Below are 15884 nucleotides of genomic sequence, written 5' to 3'. Positions count from 1 at the left end.
TCTACATATCAATTAGAATTTTCTTTAGCTTTCCGATAATCTTAAAGGAACAAGATTCGTCATTACCGAAGATGGGGCTGTAGTTAGGATTTTCAGAATGAAGTACCACGATACCTCCATTTTTGAAGATACGTTTTAATACAATTTCCCCATTTAAAAGAACAGCAGCAATTTCTCCTTCTTCAACATCGTCTTGGGCTTGTATTAATAGTAAATCACCATCAAAAATTCGAGCATTTACCATGCTATCTCCATTTGCTTTAATGTAATAGTATTCTCCACTTGATACCCATGTAAGCGGTGTCGCTTCAAACTTCTCGACATTTTCAAGGGACACGACATCTTCATTTGCTAGGACATTCTTAATTACAGGAACCATTGCAACTTCTGAGACCCCCATATAACTCCGACCATTTTCTTCTTCAAAGAGTTTGCTTTTGGGAATGTTGAAATGAGAAGAGATGTTTTCAATTACTCCTGCTCGGGGTAACTTTTTAGCCTTTTCCCAATCTGATACAGTCGATACTCCGACGCCTAATAATTCAGCAAGATCACCTTGCGTCATGTTCCTCTGTTTTCTCAAAGTATGTAAGTTTTTAGCGAATATTTCCTTAAGTTTGCTATCAGTCACAATCCGCACCTCGTTTTTTTATTTACTTATTATTATACCGCTTTAAACGAAATATACAACACTAAAAATGTAAAAAAATTCGCTTAAAACGAAAATATGTGCTTGCAATTCCGCTTTAAGCGTAATACAATGTGAATCAAGGAGGTGATACGAACATGAGTGCTATTCCCGAACGGATGAAAGACACTTTACGATCATTACGAATCAAGTTCGGTTACTCGCAGGAAGAGGCAGCGACACTTTTGAATATAAGCAAAAGAACCTTGCAGCTATGGGAAAAAGATTCTGGGAACATCTCTTATAGCAAGGTTGAGATGATCGAGAAAGTGTATCGAACACCGAGAGACCATATTTTTTTTGGCAAGGAATCCGCTTTTAGCGAAATCATGAAGAGACGAGCAATTTAGAGGGTCGTCCCATCTTCCTAGCATCATAACTATATTTCAGGGAGGGGTGATCATGGATAGAAAACTTTTTCCGCCCGATGTTGAAGAGTATTTGCATAGTATTTGCCTAAATGCAATACTCCGGGCAATTGAAAACGGGACTTATAAACCGCCAGATGATAATGCTGAAATTGAATTATTAGAAGCGAGCAGCTCGTAAGAGTTGCTTTGAGGGACAAGCCCATATAGAAAGGGGAAAGCAGAATGAACAGAGACCGATTCGAATCAACAATACAAGGATGGATGGATAATCAAAAAGAACAAGAGATTGCCATTTATCCAGTAGAGCACAAGGCAGTTTCATTTAATGGAGCCGAGTTGCTTGGGATTAAAGCGAATAACGGAAAAGTCTATGTTGGCGTTCGCTGGGTATGTGATGGATTAGGATTACGTGAGGGGCAGCGAAACAATCAATTATCTAAAATCCAATCAGATATAGTTCTGAAACAAGGGGTACGAAAATTCATACTCCCCACTAAAAGCGGTGAACAAGAGGTACTTGTTTTAGAACTAGATTTCTTACCGATATGGTTAGCCAAAATCAGTCCAAACACATTGGAAGGGGAAGCGAAGGAGAATTTAGTCCAGTATCAATTGAAAGCAAAAGATGTATTGGCAGCAGCCTTCTTGTCGAATGTTTTTAAACCGGAGGATCTAAGTCCTGAGATAAGAGCAATTTTTATACACGATGAAAAGCTTCAGGTTATGGATGGCCGCATTGGAAAGCTTGAAAACACCATGACTATTGACTATGGGCAGCAGCGGTCGTTGCGAAAGCTTGGCAATACAGTAGTAATGGATTTAGTTGGTGGTAAAAACAGCGTCGCATATAAGAAGTTCGCTTCAAAAGCCTTCAATGAGTTATGGAAGCACTATAAGAATACCTTCAACATAGAAAGTTATTGCGACACTCCATCTATAGAGTTCGAGCGTGGCAAGGAAGTTTTGAGGGCTTGGAAGCCTAGTGAAGAATTGCGTTATGCGATTCTAGGGGCTAATACAGAACAATTGGTAAGCAACTAAAACTAATTAACCAAGGAGGATTTGAAATGAAAGCAACTGGTATTGTTCGTAAGATCGATGAATTAGGACGTGTAGTTATTCCAGCGGAGCTTCGCCGCACGATGGGAATCGAAGAAAAGGCCTCGTTGGAGATATTCACGGACGGCAGCCGCATTGTTTTTCAAAAGTATGAACCAGGCTGTACGTTCTGTGGTTGTTCCGATGCCTTGGAAGCATTTAGGGACAAGCCTATTTGCAAGCGGTGCATTCAAGAGTTAGCCAATTAAGAAAGGGGAAATGAACATGAATAGATTATCAGTGAAAGTGGAAATCGAAGGTTTGGAAAGATTGAAGAAGGCTATCGAATCACTTGAATCGGCAGTTAAAGAATATGAAGAAGCTGTAGCGCAAGTTGGAGTAAGAAAAGAAGCTACCACAGTTACGGTAGTAGCTCCAAGAATCTTGAATTATGGAGATATCAGCGATGTTCAATCTCAACTTCTCCAAACGATAGTCCAACAACTTGATCAGTATAAACCGCTAAATAGTGGTAGTTGAATTTGTTTGCAGGATTTGCCAACGGCATAACAACTGCGTTTCTTAAATGAATCACCTTGTGAACGTTGGAGAATGAGATAGGTTTCTCGGTATGTGTTTTCTCGTGCTCAATGATCGCTTCATTAAACGTATTTCTAGTAGCAGTTGCGATTGATTTTGCAGATGTAAATGCAAAAGAAAACTCATCATCTTCACTATCTTCATCATCAAGGTGAAATACATCTCCAGTAATTTGTGTGGAGTGAGTTAACAATACTACTTTTGAATTTCGATACTGATCGAATTTTTCGGAAGTTTTTAAGAACTCGATTGCATTAGAGAATCTTTCAACATGGTTGCCTTTACAGTCAATCAAATAGTCGAACGATTTTGGGATTTTAAGTTCACTCATATCGATTCCTCCTAGAAAAAGTAGATACGACTCTATTGTATAGGGAAATAGAACCATATTAAAGCCAAATATAGGAAAGGGTGATTGTAAATGCACATGTATGAATCTTACACCAAGGATAAGTTAACAATCTGCGGAGTAGTGTTTGTTGAGCTTGAGAAAAAGAAAGTGTACTGGGTTACGGTGAAAGAAACTGTCAAGCATCAGTGGTACAAGCAGTTCAAACGTATGAACAAGCGTTATACAACCGGCAGACGCTGCCGCGGAGATGTGGGGGTGATCGTGTGATTATCAAGGGGAAATCATGGCGTTCGCTTAACAAAGGTGAAAGAGAATCAGCAATTGACTTGATGGTGCAAATTACAGCAGATTGGCGAGAGAAGATGATTGGTCGCGCAATCAAAGAGTATATGCCAGTATACCGGATGTATCTCGATGCAAAGAACAGTGTAGAAGCTGCACAGTATCAGGCGCAGATGAAGCAGATTGAACGCAAATATGGTATACCGGCAGGGTTTACGATATGAGGCCAACTTGTGGATGCGGAAAGCTTGCAGATTGTGTGGTGTACGAAGATAAAATGGAACCACATTGTAAAGATTGTGCATTTATTGCCGCTGAGACAGTTGGCGGAGTCATGGTATACGTGCCAGTAGATTGGAGGGAATGGGAGAATGAGAATGCCAATTCGAATATCGTACAGCGCTGATAAATTCGATCACTGGCGGTTGTCACAGGTTGGTGGAAGAATTGCTAACCATCGAGGGAAAGAGATGTTTGTTTTCGATAGTGAGATGCAGTGGCAGCGGTACAGGGATTTAAACAAGCGAAGAGGTGAGGAACTTGCAAGCCATTCGATTGATTAGCACAAAGGATATGCCGCATGACGAGTGGTTGGAGTGGAGAAAAAAGGGATAGGCGGTTCAGACGTTGCAGCGATCTGTGGAATGAGCAGATACAGATCACCGGTAGAAGTTTACTTAGACAAACTAGGGGATATTCCGCCAATCGAAGATAATCCCAAGATGGCAGCAGGTAGAAGGCTTGAACCTTTCATAGCTGACTGGTTCGCAGAAGATACAGGTTATAAGGTTTGGCGGCAGAATTACATCTTCCAACATCCAGAACATGAGTTTATGTTTGCAAATATAGACCGCTGGCTACCAGGCATGAATGCAGGCTTAGAAATAAAAAACACGTCCGAATATGGACGCGATGATTGGTCAGGCACTCAAGCGCCGACCGAATACATTTTACAATGCAATCATTACATGGCCGTTACTGGCGCTGATAGATGGTTCATAGCGGTATTAATTGGAGGATGGGACTTTCAATGGAGAGTCATCGAAAGAGATGATGACTTAATAAGCAACTTGGTTACAGTTGAACGTGAGTTTTGGCAGAACCACGTTCTGGCGAAAGTCCCTCCAGCTTTCTCGCATCAAGACACGGCACGTCTGAGCGAGATGTACCCGACTTCACAGCCGGTATCCATCAACTTGGCAGAAGATGTTTACCCGATTATACAACAACTGTATGAAGCGCGTAAAGCAAAAGTGAATGCTACTGAACAAGAAGTGACGGCCAAGAATCAAATCAAAGCTATTATGGGCGAGGCAGAGTGTGCATACTGGCAAGGTGATTTGGCATTTACTTGGAAGTCAAACGCAAAAGGAACAAGGGTGTTCAATGTGATTGGAGGTAACGATTAATGGCGAACAAAACTGTGGATCAATCAAATATAGCAAGTCAATTGGCAGCGAAGACGAATACCAAGTTTGAAAATTTCAATTTGATAATTAAGAAGGAACTAGCAGACAACTTCCCTGCTATCAAGTCATTGGTTCCTAAACATATGACACCAGAACGGCTCGCCAGAATTACATTAACAGCGATTAGCCGTACTCCAAAACTAACAGAATGTACGCCGCCATCCATCGTGGGGGCTGTGATGAATTGTGCAACGTTGGGGCTAGAACCTAATTTAATAGGCCACGCCTACCTGGTTCCATTCTATAACAACAAAACTGGCACGATGGAATGTCAGTTCCAAATTGGATACAAAGGACAAATAGATTTGATTCGGCGGACTGGTGATGTGGCGAAAATATACGCTGAGACGGTGTATGAAAATGATTTGTTTGTGTACATCAAGGGAGAAGATAAACGGCTTGTACATGTTCCATTCGATATGCTTCATCTATTAGACAACTTTGTACCAGATCAAAATGGTAGCTTCATGGATTTGATGATTGCAGAAGCCATAAACGAGATTAAGAGCAGAAATCCAAAGGATCAGGGGAAGACGGTGCGGCATTATGCTGCGTATCGGCTAAAGGATGGTTCATTTGATTTCACGACAATGACGATTGAACAAAGTCTACAGCATGCCAATAAGTTCTCCAAATCCAAATATAACGGGAAGCTAACAGGGCCGTGGGTGGACCATTTTGACAGCATGTGCAAAAAGACATGCATCAAAGAAATGGCAAAATATATGCCAATCAGCATCGAAGTGCAAGAGAAATTGGCGCTTGACGAGGCAGTTCTTAAGCCTAAAAAAGACAATGGAATTGAGTCTGACAATATCTTTGATGTGGATTATAAAGTTTTTGAGGATGAGCAGGTGAGTGGTGATGAATCTACCGTTCAATCCGCAGTCGAAGAGTAAGGCGACAAAGAGCACACGTATAAAGCAAACGCAGAAGCAGATGGGTGATATAAGCCCGTCTGTGGATGCGGAATTGAAAGATAGATCGCAGGGCATCTGTGAGTTGTGCGGCAAGAAAAGGGCAATAGAACGAGCGCATCTCACGGGCCGAAAGCATTTGGAATGGAAGACAAAAGTTACGGACTTGCTCCACCTTTGCACAGATTGTCATGACTGGATGGACGAGAAGCCCGAGGGCATACGCTTCCGACGAATGGTTGCAAGAGTGATAAACACAGCATTAAAAAGCAAGTAGGTGGTGGTATGGAAGGCTGGATCAAACTGCATCGTAAAACGCTAGAGAATCCAGTGGTATGTAAGGATAGCGACTATATCGCCGTGTGGATGTATCTGCTCCTAAATGCGACTCATAAAGAATATCAGACGATGTTCTCAGGAGAGCGAATTACATTACAACCTGGGCAGCTAATAACGGGGCGAAAAACGATAGCTGAAAAATTCAACATTCACGAAAGTAAGGTGCAACGTATTCTGAAATCGTTCGAAATCGAACAACAAATTGAACAACAAAACAGCAACAAAAACCGCTTAATATCAATACTTTCATGGTCTGAGTACCAAGGAAGTGAACAACAGATTGAACAACAAGTGAACAACAACCGAACAACAACTGAACAACAAGTGAACACAAACAAGAATGTAAAGAATAAAGAGAATGAAAAGAATGATGAGAAAGATAGTCGTCCTGACTCTATCGAAACCATTCTTGGACTGAATGTGAAACAGGATGCCATTCCTAATAATTCAGATGCTGACTCTGAACGAAAGATATCAGTCCAAGAATATCGATCACAAATTACGGCTAAGTATCTTCAACGTCGAGGTAAAGGACTTGTCATCTCAAATACTGACGAAGAGGAGATAGACAAATATATTTCTGATCGCATACCACTTCGAACTGTATTAAGTGGAATCGATCAGTCCTTTGATACATTCAAGCCGAAACATGGACGTGATGAAATTAGGTCACTAAAACGCTGCTCACCAATTATATTCGATCTTCACGCCAAGCAAGGCACTGTTCCCACTGCGGAGGCGTCGGGTTCTGTCCCGGAGGCGGATACCGTTCCGCCCGAAGAGAAAGGCAATGATAACGTCATAGATTTGCTAGAGCAGCTTAAAAGAATGCGAGGTGATACCGGTTGAAAGATATGGGGAAAGCCATCCGAGAGGCGAAGGTCATGCCGCCCAACTTTTTGGAACGGCTTGAGAGGATGAACGCAGCTCTCGAGCAGCACCCGGATATAGTTGCACTCAAGGAAGAATACCCTGACAGGGATCTTAAAAAGAGCAAGAAAAGTGAGTTATACAATTACACACTTCATTGCACCAACTGTAAGAGTTGTCCAGGGCTAGAAGGATGCCAGAATGAATTCCCTGGTCATAGGTTAGTTCCTGAGCCAGATCCGTTATTTCATGATTTGCTGAACTTCCGATTGCTTCCATGTCAATTGCAGCAGGCGGTCATGAAGCAGCAGAAAATTAAACAGATGATTAAGAGCCATCATATGCCTGCATCAATAGCGGAATCATCCTTCGATAATTTGGACGTTGATGCGCAGCGCCAAGCTGCTATCACAGAATGCGTGAAGTTCTGTCTTGATTTCAACCAGGACGATACAGTGAAAGGGTTATACCTATACGGAAACATGGGTGTAGGGAAATCAAGGATCGTTGGGGCAATTGCTCACGAGCTGGCACAGCGAGGTGTTGCAGTTGCATTGGTATACGTACCTGACTTTATGGAAGAGGTAAAGGACTCAATCTCTACCAACTCAGTGAGCGCCAAACTAGATGCTATCCGCGATGTGGATGTACTCATTTTGGATGACATCGGGGCCGAACCGCTCACGACTTGGACAAGGGATGAAGTATTGGGGCCGGTACTACAGCGGAGAATGGAACGGAAAGTCACGCTGTATACATCGAATCTGAGCATGTCCGAACTCGAGCGTCACCTCACAAATGTGAAGGACTTCGACAAGATGGAACCAGCACAGCACAAGAAGAAGGCAGCACGGATTATGGAAAGGATCGAACCATGGGTAAAGCTTGTACATGTGAACGGGCGGAACAGGAGACGGGGCCAATGAAGCAATGTGAAGTATGCGAAGGAACCGGAGTAATGTATTGGTTAGTTAAAGGCGGTATAAAAACTGGTCCATGTCCATGCTGCAGTCAGGAGGCGGCGGAGGACGACCATCCGGGGGCGAGATAAATGGATTATAAAAGCAGTGGAGTAAGAGCAGTGCCGCGGCGTGATCTGGCAGCAGAAGATGCAGGCCGAAAGCCAAGCAACGTAACGGTGAGGCAAATGACAGAAGAAGAACGCGAACGGATGGAGAATATAGGGCCGTACCGGACATATGACGGGAAAAAATCAAAAACAATCATACCGGGGTGGCAGCCAAAATGAACTTTAAAGCAGCGTCTATTTTTCAACTTTGCGCTGTAATTCTCGACGATATGGCAACTGCAAGCGATATCGAACAAGCAGGTAATGAACTATATAAGCGGCTTCGGGAGGGGAAAGGACATGAAATGCAAGGTTGATGGATGCGACAAAGCTGCAAACAGAACATGGGCATTAGTTCCAGTGTGTAGGGAATGTAGGGAAGAAATCAGCCATGAATTCAAACTCTACTATGCCAAGCAAATCATTTCATGTGAACGAGTGATATATTTCAAAATCAAACACTTAACGCCTTGGAGACGGAAAAATTGATCATCTAACGAACGGAACAACGCCAAATTCACGTCTGACAGATTCGGGAGACCAATGGGAAGGGTTGAACATATGAACGCCTTAGAAACGAAAATAGGAGGGGAAACGAATGTCATATGCAAATAGAGGGATGGCTTTTGAGAGCATGCTAGATTTCACGAATGAGCTTTACGAAAAAAAAGGGACAGGACTGATTAATAAGCGCCCGACACCGATAAAGGTTACTCGCTCGAGTGGTAACAAGGTGACATCAGGGTTCTTCCAAAAAACATCTACTGTTGACTATGACGGCGTTGCAAACGGCATGGCAATAGCATTCGAAGCTAAGTCAGTGGAAAGCCTAATGCGTTTCGATCTAAGCAATATGGAAGATCATCAATATGAGTATTTGGAAAAGTATCACCGTCAAGGTGGGGTGGCTTTTCTACTGGTTCACTTTACGAAATTGCACAAAACATACTTAATGCAATTTGAAACACTGCGATCATATTGGATGCGGAGCAAGGAACCGAAAGGCAGAAAGAGCATTCCAATTGACGATTTCGAAATGCATGCCTATGAAGTACCTACTACAACGGTTCCTGTCGATTACCTGAGCGTTGTTGAAAGGGTGTATGCAGCATGAACTTACGGCAGCATCATCCAGCGTTAGGGGATTTAGAAACGTTCGTCAAAAACAACAAGAAGCTAGTATTAAAGTCAGCAGCGAGATATGCAAGATTGACTGGTGTGGAATATGAAGACTTGGTGGCTGAAGGAACTATCGGGCTTATGGTAGCCTTTGATCGATTCGATGAGAAGAAAGGATTTTCGTTTTCATCCTTTGGTGTACGTTACATTAACGGATACATCTTGGTATATATCCGAGAAAACGGTAGGCAAATACGGGTTCCAACCCATATATTCGATGCAGCAAACAAGACCTTTAAACGGAAAATGATGGATGAAAGCCCTGAGGAAATAGCTAAGAAACTTAATATACCGGTTGGGCGGGCTAAAGAGGCATTGGCGCATGCAAGCCAAAAACGATTAACATCACTTAGCTGCCCTGTTGATGATAGCGACTTCACAATAGGGGATTTAATAAAAATTGGATCTGACTTTACTGGGTGTGATGTATCAGAGTTCATAAGCGGCCTTACTGCAAAAGAACAAGAGGTAACTGAACTTCTAAATCTAGGATTCACCAGAAAAGAAATTGCAAAGATGTTAGGCGTAAGTTGCCAAGCAATTCATAAGCGAATCGAAGGTGTTAAAAGAAAAGCAAAAGTACACTTTTCATTGATGTAACAAAACACGATGCAAAAGTGCGGGGATTTGCATGCACAAAACCGAACATATGTACTGTTTTGTGGTGAGGCGGATGCCCTTACGGGGTGGATACAGGCAGTCCGGGATAAACAAATTCAGGGAGGAACTAACCAATGAAAACAATTAACGAATTAGTCAAGGAATCACACATGAACGCAGTATCAAAGGGCTGGTGGGAAGAAGAACGGAGCTTCGGTGAAATTATCGCATTGATTCATTCGGAAGCGTCTGAGGCGCTGGAGGATTACCGGAACAGAAAGAAACCAACTGAGGCATGGTACGAGAAGGAAGTAGACGGCGAAAAGATCGTTGCGGATCGCCAAAGAACACCAGAGTGGAAGCCTTGCGGTATACCATCGGAATTCGCGGACGTTGTTATTAGGGTCTTTGATGCTTGCGGGCGGTACGGCATCGACTTGGAACGAGCAATAGCAGAAAAGATGGCATACAACGCCACTCGTCCACATCGTCACGGCGGGAAAGTGCTATAAGGGAGGGAATAGAGTGAACAAGCTGAGCCTATTCTCAGGTATTGGCGGGATCGATTTGGCTGCGGAATGGGCAGGAATGACAACAGTCGCATTCTGCGAAAGGGAGCCGTTCCCGCAGCGCGTATTACGCAAACACTGGCCTAATGTCCAAATATACGACGATGTATGTGAACTAACTAGGGAGGTACTAGAACGGGATGGAATCATCACAAATGATCGAACAATTGACATTGTTTCCGCTGGCTTCCCATGTCAGCCATTCAGCCTTGCAGGGAAGAGAGACGGAACAGAAGATGAGCGTTACCTCTGGCCGGAAGTTGTCCGAATTCTGCAAGAAATCAAGCCCACTTGGTTTATTGGTGAAAATGTGCCTGGAATCATCAGTATGGCAAACACAGATGGGAAGCCTCAAGTGGAAGGCAGAACCATACTCCACGATGAGGAAGAAGACATATACGAAGCGCTATATACACAACAAGAAGAATTGTTATTCGGTCGTATCTGTAAAGACCTTGAAGACATTGGATACGAAGTCCAACCGTTTATTATACCGGCTGCGGCTATTGGCGCCTCGCACCGAAGAGACAGAGTGTTCATATTGGGCTACACCAACAGCTCAAGACAGCAAGAATGCAACACTACCTCCAAGTCAGATAAAAAGAGACACGTTGCCAGGGGCGATATTGAGAGAGGCGAGGCTTCGGCCAACACCAACTGCAAGCCAAGACTGGAAACCGATCAGGCCTCTAGCTCCATCCGAAGCGAATGGTACACACGGGACAATGTTGGTAGGTGCCGTAGGGCATCAACATCCGGAGCAGGTAGGTGGACAACTGAATCCAGATTGGGTGGAATGTCTTATGAATTTTCCGATTGGTTGGACGGATGTGGAGCCAACCCATTAGATTCCATAGCGAAATGGATGGAAGAGTATCTACAGCCTGCATTTATGGGACATCCTCAAAATGATTGGGAACCACCTCGTGTAGTGAAAGGAATCAATAGCAAGGAAGGTCGGTTGAAGGCACTAGGAAACGCGGTCGATCCTGTACAGATATTACCTATGATGTACGGAATTAAAGCAATAGATGACTATATGGGCAGGGAGGGGAGAGCATGAGCATACCACGGATATTGCATTATCCAGGTTCGAAGTGGAGTATGACGGATTGGATCGTAAATAACATGCCACGGCATGCAACATACTTGGAACCGTTCCTCGGATCCGGAGCGATATTTTTCAACAAACCACCGTCACCACTGGAAACAATAAACGACCTGGATGGGGATGTAGTGAACTTATTCAGAGTCATACGTGACCGGCCAGAGGAATTATCACGACTCATTCACTGGACACCATACAGCCGCGAAGAGTATTACACATCTTACGAGACGGTAGAAGATGAATTGGAGCGTGCTAGGCGCTTCTTGATTAGATGTTGGATGGCTCGAGGCGCTAAGACATCAGATCGGACAGGTTGGCGCCATATAATCGACCATAATGGGCCACGGCCAGTGCGTCAATGGAATGAAATGCCGGAGAAAATCTTGGCGGTCACCGACAGGTTGAAAGGTGTTCAGCTCGAGCAACAACCAGCAGTGAAATTAATAGAACGACACAACAGGGATGATGTATTGATATACGCAGATCCACCGTACATTCTATCAACTCGCAACAATAGAATGTATCGGCATGAGATGAACGAAGACGATCACCTCGAGCTGCTAGAAGTTTTAGATGCTCATACCGGCTCTGTGTTGTTAAGCGGATATGACCATCCAATGTATAACGAACGACTGAAGCACTGGAAGCGAGAGACACGCACAGCACAGGCAGAAGGCGGGCGAACAAGAACCGAAGTTCTTTGGATTAACCCTGTAGCAGCGGCGCAGGTTGGTCAACTAGTTTTAAATTTCTAATATGGGCAAAGCCCAAGGGGAGAGAACATGAACCAAATAGCGGCATTGGAACGGAAATTGGTTTCAGCGGAGAAACGAACGGAGAAGGCAGCGGAGGCACGTCGGTCACTTGGGTTAGGTGCTTCCCGGGCACGGATCACAACAGCTAACGCTAGATGGTCAGCCGCTGCCGAGGAACGGGATAGAGTTATGGAGCAGTTACAAAAGGCGAGGGAGAGTGTAGAACGATGATCAAACAAGCTTTACAAGAGTGGAGAGAGGAAGCAAAACAACGCTTCGGTGAAGATGGGAGCAAGTGGAGGTTTAAATGCTCATCGTGCGGACATGTACAGTGCGGACAAGACTTTATAGACAAGTGTGGGATGGAACTAGCAAAAGCAAAAAGCTCAGTTTACCAGGAGTGTATTGGACGGCATGCAGATGGTGCTGGTTGTAATTGGGCAGCATACGGATTCTTGGGGACGGCTGGAAAAGGACGTGTTGTCATTACGCCAAATGGTGACGAAGTAGAAGTTTTCGACTTTGCAGATTAAGGGCCTTCGGGCCCTCTAAGGGGAGAGATAGAAATGACTGATAGCGAGTTGAAGATGCTGAAGGCGGACATAACAGCAGAAGTCATCAAGGAACTGACAGGTAAGGATCTGAGAACGGCACAAGACACTTCCCGACCTTTAGCTCAAGTGTATGCCAGATATAAAGATTCGCTCTATAAGAAGTTTGGTATCGTCACTTACGCGCAAGCTTGGGACAGCATTAGGAAGTTGGCGACATTCAGGGCAGGGCATAGATACGTGCGTGATTTGCTACCGAGTGAGGAAGCAGAAGCAGCCGAGTTCGCGGAAAGTATCATTCTGCAATTGGGTATTGAAGAACAATCTTGATGGCTACGGCCCTCTATGGGAGGTAAAGGGATGAATACAGGGTTGATAAACATAACGGCGATGATAAAAGACGGAGGCCACCGGAACCTAATGATTAAACCGGACATGCTCGGAAAGTTGGCAGAATCTATTCACAACAAAGGATTCGAATATCTTCAACTCCTTGCTGAAGATATTGTGGTGGTCGGATTCATGGTGACCGGTTCACAGACAGGCGAACGGATAATCATACTTGGGGATGGTGAACAGAATGAATAAGCGGCTATCAGAAGAGACCAGAGAAGCATGGGGATTAAATCTCTACTTATTGCAAGCAAGTTGCGGAAATGCAGAAGTAACGGCGGATTCGGATAATTTATGTGCCCTGATCGAATCTGAAAAGGCAGGCTGGGAAGAAGTAGAACGTCTGAAAGAAGAGTACGCAGCAGAGAGAGCTTCGCATAACGAGCATGTGGCAGAGTTACTAAAAGTCGAATGTCTGCTCAAAGATGCACTAAACACGTTGCAATGGTACGTTGACAGCTCATGGTCAGAGTACGTGGTTGACGCTAGCAAAAAGGCTAAGGAAGCCATACAACGCATACAGGAGGGGAGAGTGAACATGAATAAGCGTGACTTAAAGAAAGATTTTGGGATACTCGAATCTATCACGAGAAATACGAGCGAGATAGAAGACATGGTGTATGAAGTAGTTGCGCCACACGCTATACGGCGTGCAATTGCAGCGGAGGAAGAAGTGGAACGGCTAAACCAGCGGCTCCAAGACGCACTAAAAACAATGATAATCGTGAGGGATGAACTGAAAATAAACGAGAAAATGGGACTCTTCAAGTGTACAAGGTGCGACTACACAAATGATATCAATCTACTTTCATATACCATACAACGCATACAGGAGGAGGGGAAGCAGTCATGAAAGTAGATATGTTATCAGGTGTTGAAGAAGCTTGGGTAACCGACTGGTACGAATGCCCTAGCTGTGGAAGTGAATCAATCGAACGTAGTTTTTTGTACTGTCCATATTGCCAAGTGATGCTGGAATGGGAAGACGAGGAGGAAGCAGAGTCATGACATATACAAGAGAGCAATTGCTGAGATTTAAAGAATACTTCGATGAACTGTATGGTCAAGGGCTGGAAGTTGCCAATTGGCACATGAACGGGAAAACAGAACCCTTTGATTCTTTTTATGATTCTGCAATTGAGGAAATGGAGCAGTCAGGAGGTACAGGGGAATGATCGAGTGGATAAAGTATGACAAGGAAAACCCACCATCGACCAAGGTGAAATTCTTGGTTACTAACGGCAAGTCGGTGACCAGTGCATATTTAGATCATAGAGAAGTAACAGGACTTGCATGGTGGACTACATCAGATGCTCTTCTTATGGGCGTCACACATTACGCCATAATTAACCTACCAGGAGGTACAGGGGATGAGTAAACAGCCTGATTTCAAGAAAGGCGAAAGCGTAAAGCATATATCAAAGAAGTTAAGTGAAGCAAGCTTCTATGGGTGGTCAAAGTCTGGAAAAAGAATCGGCGTGAAGCACAACGAGCTTGCTCCCTACGGTGTAGGCTTCGTAATTGACTGGTATGCACCAGAAAACATTGTGAAAGCTGGGGAGGGCATAGGGGATGAGTAGACCAATCAAGTATCGCGGCAGAGAAAAGAAACAGGAGTGGATCATCAAATACACAGAATCAAAGTATGTTCCTGGTGAATTAGTATATGGAAGCCTGCTGGATTTAGGCGGGGATGATATTTACATTGTATCGACAAATAGTTATGACGAGGGTCGGACATATGATGAGGCGTACAAAGAAGCAGTGTACACAAAGGTTTACCGGGAAACAGTAGGTAAATACACAGGCCTTCCAGACCGGAATGGCAAGGAGATCTATGATAACGCCGTAGTCTTAATCACTGGAGAACAAGAGTTAGATTATGGATACACATTCCGTTGGAACGAAAAAGCAATAGTTAAATGGGACGATGTGGAGTGTGGATTTTATTTAGATGTAATTAACAAACGTGAAGTTAAATTGTGTGAGGATGGATGCTTTACAGTTGATAGATTCCCATTGCGAAAATGGACAGATGAAGAATGGTGGATTGAGTACGAAGTCATACACGAACACTATAGCCTGTTGAAAGGAGATAGTAAGGATGCCTGAAACAACACAACAGCCGGCAAGAGACTGGGAAGATGATTGGATGCTTGTAAAGAATATGGAGCTTGAAACACTAAGTAACCGGGAACCGGGTGTCATATATCTATCGGCGGAAAGGGAGGAAGAACGGCTCGGTTACTGGCTACAACAGTATCGTATCAAGTCAGAATGTTACGAAGAGCTGAAAGAACAACTGGCAGGGATCAACTGCGATTACCACTCGCTTAAAACCAAATTCCTGAATATGAGGGAAGAGTGTGGAGCCGAGAAGAAACGAGCGGACGAAATGAAAGACATCTTACTTGATGCCATAGGTACATTAGCAATGCACGGACATAACGAAGAAGCCGACCGAATAGCGGACAAACTCAGAAACGTTGGAGCAGACAAGCTATGAACAAAATAACTGCTAAGACACATTGGGTATGGACGTCTCAGGCAGAAGAGACTTGGGACAACCGGTATAAAGGGCAGCAGCGCATTGCAGGGAAACCGATCAAAGGCGAGGCGGAAGAGTCCACAGAAGTAGAACCTGCTTGGCTGCTACGCGGTTATGTCATAGATGCATCTGATTATATATCTGAGGATGGACAGTTAGATCTATTCGAGATACTGGAGGGATAAG

35 protein-coding genes are annotated in these 15884 nt (G+C 44.0%); 33 read left to right on the top strand and 2 right to left on the bottom strand.

Features of this window, described 5'->3' with window-relative positions:
- Position 1: 1 nt before the first annotated feature.
- Positions 2-631, bottom strand: a complete 630-nt coding sequence (locus PAV_RS27250; RefSeq protein WP_005551414.1) for a LexA family protein — start codon at positions 629-631, stop codon at positions 2-4.
- Between the two features lie 155 nt (positions 632-786).
- Between PAV_RS27250 and PAV_RS27245 the strand changes: the two genes are divergently transcribed.
- From PAV_RS27245 to PAV_RS27230, 4 genes are read left to right on the top strand one after another with little or no spacing between them, the layout of a single operon-like run.
- Positions 787-1038 carry a helix-turn-helix domain-containing protein gene (locus PAV_RS27245; protein ID WP_005551413.1) on the top strand — a complete coding sequence of 84 codons (252 nt, stop codon included), beginning with the start codon at positions 787-789 and terminating at the stop codon, positions 1036-1038.
- Positions 1039-1090: 52 nt separating this feature from the next.
- Positions 1091-1237, top strand: coding sequence for a hypothetical protein (locus tag PAV_RS35385; RefSeq protein ID WP_005551411.1), 147 nt, complete (start codon positions 1091-1093; stop codon positions 1235-1237).
- Between the two features lie 44 nt (positions 1238-1281).
- Complete coding sequence (locus PAV_RS32800) at positions 1282-2100, top strand: ORF6C domain-containing protein (protein ID WP_005551410.1); 819 nt, start codon at positions 1282-1284, stop codon at positions 2098-2100.
- 26 nt (positions 2101-2126) lie between these two features.
- Entirely contained in the window at positions 2127-2366 is a 240-nt protein-coding gene (locus PAV_RS27230; RefSeq protein WP_005551409.1) for an AbrB/MazE/SpoVT family DNA-binding domain-containing protein, read from the top strand.
- 191 nt (positions 2367-2557) lie between these two features.
- Here PAV_RS27230 and PAV_RS27225 read toward each other — a convergent pair whose 3' ends face one another.
- Entirely contained in the window at positions 2558-3028 is a 471-nt protein-coding gene (locus tag PAV_RS27225; protein WP_005551407.1) for a hypothetical protein, read from the bottom strand.
- Between the two features lie 90 nt (positions 3029-3118).
- Here PAV_RS27225 and PAV_RS27220 point away from each other — a divergent pair, with 90 nt between their 5' ends.
- The 29 genes from PAV_RS27220 to PAV_RS27095 all read left to right on the top strand — a co-directional run bounded on the left by PAV_RS27220 (position 3119) and on the right by PAV_RS27095 (position 15883).
- Complete coding sequence (locus PAV_RS27220; RefSeq protein ID WP_005551406.1) at positions 3119-3316, top strand: hypothetical protein; 198 nt, start codon at positions 3119-3121, stop codon at positions 3314-3316.
- Positions 3313-3555, top strand: a complete 243-nt coding sequence (locus tag PAV_RS27215) for a hypothetical protein (RefSeq protein WP_005551405.1) — start codon at positions 3313-3315, stop codon at positions 3553-3555. The genes PAV_RS27220 and PAV_RS27215 overlap by 4 nt, the downstream gene beginning before the upstream one ends.
- Positions 3552-3737, top strand: a complete 186-nt coding sequence (locus PAV_RS33905; protein WP_005551403.1) for a hypothetical protein — start codon at positions 3552-3554, stop codon at positions 3735-3737. Before PAV_RS27215 ends, PAV_RS33905 begins: the two co-directional genes overlap by 4 nt.
- Positions 3703-3894, top strand: a complete 192-nt coding sequence (locus PAV_RS35380) for a hypothetical protein (protein WP_005551401.1) — start codon at positions 3703-3705, stop codon at positions 3892-3894. Before PAV_RS33905 ends, PAV_RS35380 begins: the two co-directional genes overlap by 35 nt.
- 33 nt (positions 3895-3927) lie before the next feature.
- Positions 3928-4740, top strand: a complete 813-nt coding sequence (locus tag PAV_RS27205; protein ID WP_005551400.1) for a YqaJ viral recombinase family nuclease — start codon at positions 3928-3930, stop codon at positions 4738-4740.
- On the top strand, positions 4740-5699 hold the full coding sequence (locus tag PAV_RS27200) for a recombinase RecT (protein WP_005551399.1): 960 nt from the start codon (positions 4740-4742) through the stop codon (positions 5697-5699). Before PAV_RS27205 ends, PAV_RS27200 begins: the two co-directional genes overlap by 1 nt.
- Entirely contained in the window at positions 5665-5994 is a 330-nt protein-coding gene (locus PAV_RS27195; protein ID WP_005551398.1) for a hypothetical protein, read from the top strand. The genes PAV_RS27200 and PAV_RS27195 overlap by 35 nt, the downstream gene beginning before the upstream one ends.
- Before the next feature lie 8 nt (positions 5995-6002).
- A complete protein-coding gene (locus PAV_RS32795; protein ID WP_005551397.1) occupies positions 6003-6905 on the top strand; it encodes a hypothetical protein in 903 nt (300 codons plus the stop codon).
- Between the two features lie 5 nt (positions 6906-6910).
- On the top strand, positions 6911-7852 hold the full coding sequence (gene dnaI, locus PAV_RS27180; RefSeq protein WP_238555936.1) for a primosomal protein DnaI: 942 nt from the start codon (positions 6911-6913) through the stop codon (positions 7850-7852).
- Positions 7849-7977 carry a hypothetical protein gene (locus tag PAV_RS37065; protein WP_262866879.1) on the top strand — a complete coding sequence of 43 codons (129 nt, stop codon included), beginning with the start codon at positions 7849-7851 and terminating at the stop codon, positions 7975-7977. The genes dnaI and PAV_RS37065 overlap by 4 nt, the downstream gene beginning before the upstream one ends.
- Positions 7978-8175, top strand: coding sequence for a hypothetical protein (locus tag PAV_RS27175; protein WP_005551393.1), 198 nt, complete (start codon positions 7978-7980; stop codon positions 8173-8175). It abuts the gene before it with no gap.
- Positions 8172-8312, top strand: a complete 141-nt coding sequence (locus PAV_RS34975) for a hypothetical protein (protein WP_005551392.1) — start codon at positions 8172-8174, stop codon at positions 8310-8312. The genes PAV_RS27175 and PAV_RS34975 overlap by 4 nt, the downstream gene beginning before the upstream one ends.
- A gap of 281 nt (positions 8313-8593) precedes the next feature.
- Positions 8594-9109 carry a Holliday junction resolvase RecU gene (locus PAV_RS27165; RefSeq protein WP_005551390.1) on the top strand — a complete coding sequence of 172 codons (516 nt, stop codon included), beginning with the start codon at positions 8594-8596 and terminating at the stop codon, positions 9107-9109.
- Positions 9106-9774, top strand: coding sequence for a sigma-70 family RNA polymerase sigma factor (locus tag PAV_RS27160; RefSeq protein ID WP_005551389.1), 669 nt, complete (start codon positions 9106-9108; stop codon positions 9772-9774). Before PAV_RS27165 ends, PAV_RS27160 begins: the two co-directional genes overlap by 4 nt.
- A 134-nt stretch (positions 9775-9908) precedes the next feature.
- Positions 9909-10286 (top strand): nucleoside triphosphate pyrophosphohydrolase family protein, encoded by a 378-nt coding sequence (locus tag PAV_RS27155; protein ID WP_005551388.1) that lies wholly within the window; start codon positions 9909-9911, stop codon positions 10284-10286.
- A gap of 13 nt (positions 10287-10299) precedes the next feature.
- A complete protein-coding gene (locus PAV_RS32790; protein WP_005551387.1) occupies positions 10300-11406 on the top strand; it encodes a DNA cytosine methyltransferase in 1107 nt (368 codons plus the stop codon).
- A complete protein-coding gene (locus PAV_RS27145; protein WP_005551386.1) occupies positions 11403-12206 on the top strand; it encodes a DNA adenine methylase in 804 nt (267 codons plus the stop codon). The genes PAV_RS32790 and PAV_RS27145 overlap by 4 nt, the downstream gene beginning before the upstream one ends.
- A gap of 27 nt (positions 12207-12233) precedes the next feature.
- Entirely contained in the window at positions 12234-12437 is a 204-nt protein-coding gene (locus PAV_RS27140) for a hypothetical protein (RefSeq protein WP_005551384.1), read from the top strand.
- Positions 12434-12739 carry a VVA0879 family protein gene (locus PAV_RS27135; RefSeq protein ID WP_005551383.1) on the top strand — a complete coding sequence of 102 codons (306 nt, stop codon included), beginning with the start codon at positions 12434-12436 and terminating at the stop codon, positions 12737-12739. The genes PAV_RS27140 and PAV_RS27135 overlap by 4 nt, the downstream gene beginning before the upstream one ends.
- Positions 12740-12772: 33 nt before the next feature.
- Positions 12773-13087: a hypothetical protein gene (locus PAV_RS27130; RefSeq protein ID WP_005551380.1), complete on the top strand. Its 315-nt coding sequence runs from the start codon at positions 12773-12775 to the stop codon at positions 13085-13087.
- A gap of 30 nt (positions 13088-13117) precedes the next feature.
- Positions 13118-13345: a hypothetical protein gene (locus PAV_RS27125; protein ID WP_005551378.1), complete on the top strand. Its 228-nt coding sequence runs from the start codon at positions 13118-13120 to the stop codon at positions 13343-13345.
- Complete coding sequence (locus PAV_RS27120; protein WP_005551376.1) at positions 13338-14003, top strand: hypothetical protein; 666 nt, start codon at positions 13338-13340, stop codon at positions 14001-14003. The genes PAV_RS27125 and PAV_RS27120 overlap by 8 nt, the downstream gene beginning before the upstream one ends.
- Complete coding sequence (locus PAV_RS34970; RefSeq protein ID WP_005551375.1) at positions 14000-14158, top strand: hypothetical protein; 159 nt, start codon at positions 14000-14002, stop codon at positions 14156-14158. Before PAV_RS27120 ends, PAV_RS34970 begins: the two co-directional genes overlap by 4 nt.
- Positions 14155-14325, top strand: coding sequence for a hypothetical protein (locus tag PAV_RS34965; RefSeq protein WP_005551373.1), 171 nt, complete (start codon positions 14155-14157; stop codon positions 14323-14325). The genes PAV_RS34970 and PAV_RS34965 overlap by 4 nt, the downstream gene beginning before the upstream one ends.
- On the top strand, positions 14322-14528 hold the full coding sequence (locus tag PAV_RS27115) for a hypothetical protein (protein WP_005551371.1): 207 nt from the start codon (positions 14322-14324) through the stop codon (positions 14526-14528). The genes PAV_RS34965 and PAV_RS27115 overlap by 4 nt, the downstream gene beginning before the upstream one ends.
- A complete protein-coding gene (locus PAV_RS27110) occupies positions 14521-14730 on the top strand; it encodes a hypothetical protein (protein WP_005551370.1) in 210 nt (69 codons plus the stop codon). The genes PAV_RS27115 and PAV_RS27110 overlap by 8 nt, the downstream gene beginning before the upstream one ends.
- On the top strand, positions 14723-15262 hold the full coding sequence (locus tag PAV_RS27105; RefSeq protein ID WP_005551368.1) for a YopX family protein: 540 nt from the start codon (positions 14723-14725) through the stop codon (positions 15260-15262). Before PAV_RS27110 ends, PAV_RS27105 begins: the two co-directional genes overlap by 8 nt.
- Positions 15255-15656 (top strand): hypothetical protein, encoded by a 402-nt coding sequence (locus tag PAV_RS27100; protein ID WP_005551367.1) that lies wholly within the window; start codon positions 15255-15257, stop codon positions 15654-15656. Before PAV_RS27105 ends, PAV_RS27100 begins: the two co-directional genes overlap by 8 nt.
- Positions 15653-15883 (top strand): hypothetical protein, encoded by a 231-nt coding sequence (locus tag PAV_RS27095; protein ID WP_005551365.1) that lies wholly within the window; start codon positions 15653-15655, stop codon positions 15881-15883. The genes PAV_RS27100 and PAV_RS27095 overlap by 4 nt, the downstream gene beginning before the upstream one ends.
- Position 15884: the final 1 nt, after the last annotated feature.

The sequence above is a fragment of the Paenibacillus alvei DSM 29 genome (assembly GCF_000293805.1).
In the GTDB taxonomy this organism is placed as follows: domain Bacteria; phylum Bacillota; class Bacilli; order Paenibacillales; family Paenibacillaceae; genus Paenibacillus_B; species Paenibacillus_B alvei.
The sequence above is the reverse complement of the archived record's forward strand: the minus strand, read 5'-3'. Positions and strand labels throughout refer to the sequence as shown.